The 5,125-nt window shown below is 74.9% G+C and carries 4 protein-coding genes; 3 read left to right on the forward strand and 1 reads right to left on the reverse strand.

The features are described 5' to 3' along the window. Nucleotides 1–183 precede the first annotated feature (183 nt). Both ACFWM7_RS33410 and ACFWM7_RS33415 read left to right on the forward strand, forming a co-directional pair. Nucleotides 184–1,212, forward strand: coding sequence for an NlpC/P60 family protein (locus ACFWM7_RS33410; RefSeq protein WP_383268037.1), 1,029 nt, complete (start codon nucleotides 184–186; stop codon nucleotides 1,210–1,212). 16 nt (nucleotides 1,213–1,228) lie between these two features. After that, nucleotides 1,229–2,485 (forward strand): hypothetical protein, encoded by a 1,257-nt coding sequence (locus ACFWM7_RS33415; protein WP_383268039.1) that lies wholly within the window; start codon nucleotides 1,229–1,231, stop codon nucleotides 2,483–2,485. Between the two features lie 61 nt (nucleotides 2,486–2,546). Here ACFWM7_RS33415 and ACFWM7_RS33420 read toward each other — a convergent pair whose 3' ends face one another. Beyond that, nucleotides 2,547–3,791, reverse strand: coding sequence for a glycosyltransferase 87 family protein (locus ACFWM7_RS33420; protein ID WP_383268042.1), 1,245 nt, complete (start codon nucleotides 3,789–3,791; stop codon nucleotides 2,547–2,549). 114 nt (nucleotides 3,792–3,905) lie between these two features. Between ACFWM7_RS33420 and ACFWM7_RS33425 the strand changes: the two genes are divergently transcribed. Further along, nucleotides 3,906–5,048 (forward strand): glycosyltransferase family 4 protein, encoded by a 1,143-nt coding sequence (locus tag ACFWM7_RS33425; RefSeq protein WP_383268045.1) that lies wholly within the window; start codon nucleotides 3,906–3,908, stop codon nucleotides 5,046–5,048. Nucleotides 5,049–5,125 lie beyond the last annotated feature (77 nt).

Below are 5,125 nucleotides of genomic sequence, written 5' to 3' on the forward strand. Positions count from 1 at the left end.
GGGACCAAGGTCACCGGCGGGGCGGCGGCGTTGGGCGGCCTTTCGGCCACCGGCGCGGTCTTTGGTCGGTGCGTAGTCGTCCGATTACTGTCTGGCTGCTGTGCAGCTCCCGGACTCCGTCCGCCCGCCCCGGGCGGCAGGGGCTGCGCACCACCGCGTCAGCGGAAGGGAGTGCGGCTACCTGTGGTGTCCCATCGCCGTTCCACACAGTCCGGCTTCAACAGAGGCGTCCGGGTCACGGTCATCTCGGCGGCCGCCGCCACCGCGGCCGCCACCCTGACCGGATCCCCGGCGAGCGCCGACCCGAAGGACACCCGGGAGAGCGCCAAGGCCGCCGTCGACCGCCTCTACGAGCAGGCCGAGCAGGCCACCGAGCGGTACAACGAGGCCGGGGAGCGGGTGGACCGGCTGCGCGGCGAGGCGGACCGCGCCCAGGACGCCACGGCCCGGGGCCAGGAACGCGTCAACGAGATGCGCAACGCGCTCGGCGCGATGGCGGGCGCCCAGTACCGCACCGGCTCCATCGACCCGGCGGTCGCCCTGCTGCTCTCCGCCGACCCGGACACCTACCTGGAGCAGGCCGCCGCCCTCGACCGGGCCGGCGCCCGGCAGGCGATGACCCTGGACAAGCTGCGGCACGCTCAGCGGGGGCTCGCCCAGACCCGCGCCGAGACCACCCGCGCCCTGACCGAGCTGGAACGCAACCGGGCCGCCGTCACCCGCCACAAGCGCGCCGTCGAGTCCAAGCTCCGCGAGGCCCGCAGGCTGCTCGACTCGCTGCCGCCCGAGGAGCGCGCCTCCTTCGACCGGGCCTCCCGCTCCGGCCGCGACGCTCTGCCCGACCTCTCCGGCGTCGCCCCCGGCTCGGCCCGCGCGATGTCCGCCGTGGCCGCCGTCCACCAGGCGCTCGGGAGACCCTACGTCTGGGGCGCCAACGGGCCCTCCGGATTTGACTGTTCCGGCCTGATGCAGTGGGCCTACGCCCAGGCCGGGGTGAGCCTGCCCCGCACCTCCCAGGCCCAGCGGTACGCGGGCCGCATGGTGCCCCTCTCCCAGGCACAGCCCGGCGACCTGGTCGCCTACCGGGCGGACGCCAGCCACATCGGCATGTACGTCGGCAACGGCCAGGTCATCCACGCCCCCTACCCGGGCGCCCCGGTCCGCTACGATCCGGTCGGCATGATGCCCGTCTCCTCGGTCACCCGGATCTGACCGTACGATCGGCAGGGTGGCCGTACGAGGACGTGACGCGCGCGGGGGAGCCCCCCGGGGTCGGCGGCGTGCGGCGGGCCTGCTGCTCGCCACGCTCCTGACCGCCTCCGCCTGCTCGGCCCCCGCCGACGCGGACACCGTCCTCACCGCCGGCGCCCTCGACGCCACCCTGGAGCGCCGCGCGGCGGCCGTCCTCGCCCACGACCCGGCGGGCTACCTCGACGGCCTCGCCCCGGACGCCGCGAAGCTGCGGGCCGCCCAGCGCACCGAGCTGGACCGGCTCGCCGACGTGCCGCTGAAGTCCTGGACGTACGACGTCAAGGACATCGGCGAGCAGGACGGGCAGTGGGCCACCGCCGAGGTGGAGCTGCGCTACCGGATCGACGGCTACGACACCGCCCCGGTCGCCACCCGCCGCGTCCTGGAGCTGATGCGCGACGGCGACCGCTGGTACATCACCGCCGACCGGCCCGCCAAGGGCGCCTCCGGGCAGCTGTGGCAGCAGGGGGACGTGGAGGTCGTCGAGGGCGCCCACAGCATCGTCCTGGGCGTCGGACGGGGCGAGGAGGAGCTGCGCCGGATCGCCGACTCCGTCGACCTCGCCGTACCGGCCGTCTCGGACGCCTGGCCGCGCCCCTGGAACCAGCGGGTGGTGGTCCTCGTCCCGGACTCCGTCGAGTCCATGGCGGGGCTGCTCGGCTCCCCGGAGGCGAGCTACCGGGGCATCGCCGCCGTCACCACCGGCGAGGTCGGCGGCACCGGCAGAAGCCCGGCCCTCGCCGACCGGGTGATCGTCAACCCGCAGGCGTACGCCACCCTCGGCAGCTTCGGTCAGCGGATCGTCCTGACCCACGAGACGACCCATGTCGCCACCCGGACCAGCACCTCCGCAGCCACCCCGGTCTGGCTCTCCGAGGGCTTCGCCGACTGGACCGCCTACCGGGGCGAGGACCGCGCCGCCGACACCATCGCCCCGGAGCTGGCGGAGGCCGTCCGCAGCGGCCGGACCCCGGCCGGACTCCCCGCCGACCCGGACTTCGGCTTCGACGGCGACCCGGCGAAGCTCGCGGGGGCGTACGAGGGCGGCTGGCTGGCCTGCGAGCTGATCGCCGAGCGGTGGGGCAAGGAGAAGCTGATCGCCTTCTACGTGGCCGTGGGGGCGCACGACGGGCGCGAGGGGGCGGTGGAGCAGGCGCTCGAAGCGGTGCTCGACACCACCCCCGAGCAGTTCACCGCCGACTGGCGCGACTACCTCGCCACTCGGCTCGGCTGACCTTCGGCCGCGCGGCGACTACCTCGCCACCCGGCTCGACTGACCTTCGGCCGCGCGGCGACTACCTCGCCACCCGGCTCGGCTGCCCCTCAGCCGCGCCGACCGCGGCCCCCGTACGCGGCTTCGGCGGCACGGTCGACCGCCACAGCCGCCGTGCCGCGATCAGCGAGGCCGCCACCAGCAGCCCGTTCCGTACGAACAGGAGCGCCACGCCCCACGCGTCGCTCGCCACCACATGGCCGAAGCCGATCGGGAACTCCAGCAGCGTGACCCCCGCCGCCACCAGCACCAGGACCGCGGGCAGGGTCATCGCCGCGCCCCGGAACACCAGGCACACCGCGGCCAGGCCGACCAGCCACACCACGTACTGCGGGCTGATCACCCGGCTGGTGACCGTGAACAGCAGCACCGCCGTGAACGCCGCCTCGGCCGGGGTGTGCACCGCGAACCGCCGCGCCCGCAGCCGCCACAGCAGCAGCCAGCCGAGCGCCAGGACCGCGAGCCCCAGCGCCAGCGTCGACACCAGCTCCACGTACGGCCCGACGAACTCCATCGAGCCGTAGCGCAGCTCCACCCGCCCCTCCCAGCCGAAGCCCCGCGCCACATGGAAGACCAGCGCCCCCAGCGACTCGATCTCGGTGCCCCGGTCCCGCTGGAAGGCCAGGAACGCGAACGCCCCCGGCATCCACAGGGCGAACGCCGCCGCGAGCCCCGCCGCGCTCAGTGCCGCCGACGCCCAGGCCGCCCGCGTCGGAGGCCCCTTGCGCACCCCCACCAGCAGCAGCGCCGGCCACCCCTTCAGCAGCGCCCCGAACGCGGCCAGCGCCCCCAGCGCCCGGGGCCTGCGCACGCCCGCCAGCAGCGCCGCCACCGCGACCGCCGTCACCATCAGGTCGTACCGGGCATACACGGTCGGCCCCAGCAGCGGCACCCCCACGACCCACACCCACGCGCCCGCCGCCCGCATCCCCGGCCGCCGCCCCGCGTACCGCAGCAGCCCCAGCACCAGCGCGTCGCAGACCAGCACCAGCACGAAGAACGCGGTCGCGTACTCCCAGAACGGCAGCAGGGCCGGGGAGAGGATCGCCAGGGCCGCCCCGGGCGGGTACTGCCAGGTGACGTCGTCCAGCGGATACGTGCCGGTCAGCAGGACCTCGTACCAGGACCGGTAGATCACCGACACGTCCACCGTGACGTCCGGGCCCGCCACCGTGACCACCTTGAACACGCAGGCCAGCAGCCAGCCCCGGGTCAGCGCCCACACCGCGTACGGCCACATCCCGTCTGTGGGGGTTCGTCCCGTCATCGCCGTCCCTGTCGTCGCTCGCCGCTCGTGTCCGGCCGGGTTCCAGGCGGCTCATGATGCCGCCGGGGGAGCGCGTCAGCGGTGAAGCGCGGCCGTTCGGTACTGTCGGCGGCGATGGACAAGACCTTGATCGTGACCAACGACTTCCCGCCCCGCCCCGGTGGCATCCAGGCGTTCCTGCACAACATGGCGCTGCGCCTGGACCCCGAGAGGGTCGTCGTCTACGCCTCCACCTGGAAGCGCGGCGAGGAGGGCGCGGCGGCCACCGCCGCCTTCGACGCCGAGCAGCCGTACCCCGTGGTCCGCGACCGGACGACGATGCTGCTGCCGACCCCGCGCGTCACCCGCCGGGCCACCGAGCTGCTGCGCGAACACGGCTGCACCTCCGTCTGGTTCGGCGCCGCCGCCCCGCTCGGCCTGATGGCCCCGGCGCTGCGCCGCGCGGGCGCCCGCCGCCTGGTGGCCACCACCCACGGCCACGAGGCGGGCTGGGCCCAACTGCCCGCCTCCAGGCAGCTCCTGCGGCGGATCGGGGAAGGCACGGACACGATCACCTATCTCGGTGAGTACACCCGCTCCCGGATCGCCGGGGCCCTCACCCCGGACGCGGCGGGCCGGATGGTGCAACTGCCGCCCGGCGTCGACGAGAAGACCTTCCATCCGGCCTCCGGCGGCGACAAGGTCCGGGACCGCCTCGGGCTCTCCGACCGCCCGGTCGTCGTCTGCGTCTCGCGCCTGGTGCCGCGCAAGGGCCAGGACACGCTGATCCTGGCCATGCCCGCGATCCTCGCGCAGTTCCCGGACGCGGTCCTGCTGATCGTCGGCGGCGGACCGTACGCCAAGGACCTGAAGCGGCTCGCGGTGGAGACCGGGGTCCAGGGCTCGGTGCGCTTCACCGGCCCGGTGCCCTGGGCGGAGCTGCCCGCGCACTACGGGGCCGGGGACGTCTTCGCCATGCCCTGCCGGACGCGGCGCGGGGGGCTCGACGTGGAGGGCCTCGGGATCGTCTACCTGGAGGCGTCCGCGACCGGGCTGCCCGTGGTGGCCGGCGACTCGGGCGGCGCCCCGGACGCGGTGCTGGACGGCGAGACCGGGTGGGTGGTGCGCGGCGGCAGTGCCGAGGAGTCGGCGGACCGGATCGTGACGCTGCTCGGGGATCCGGAGCTGCGGCAGCGGATGGGGGAACGGGGCCGGGCCTGGGTCGAGGAGAAGTGGCGCTGGGACCTGCTGGCGGAGAAGCTCAAGACGCTGCTGTGACTGTGACTGTGACAGTAGGGCGAGGGCCCGCTGTGTTGTGACCGTACGGCGGAGGGGCCCGCGCTTGTCGACAAGCG

The organism is Streptomyces sp. NPDC058375 (assembly GCF_042723425.1).
GTDB classification, from domain to species: domain Bacteria; phylum Actinomycetota; class Actinomycetes; order Streptomycetales; family Streptomycetaceae; genus Streptomyces; species Streptomyces durocortorensis.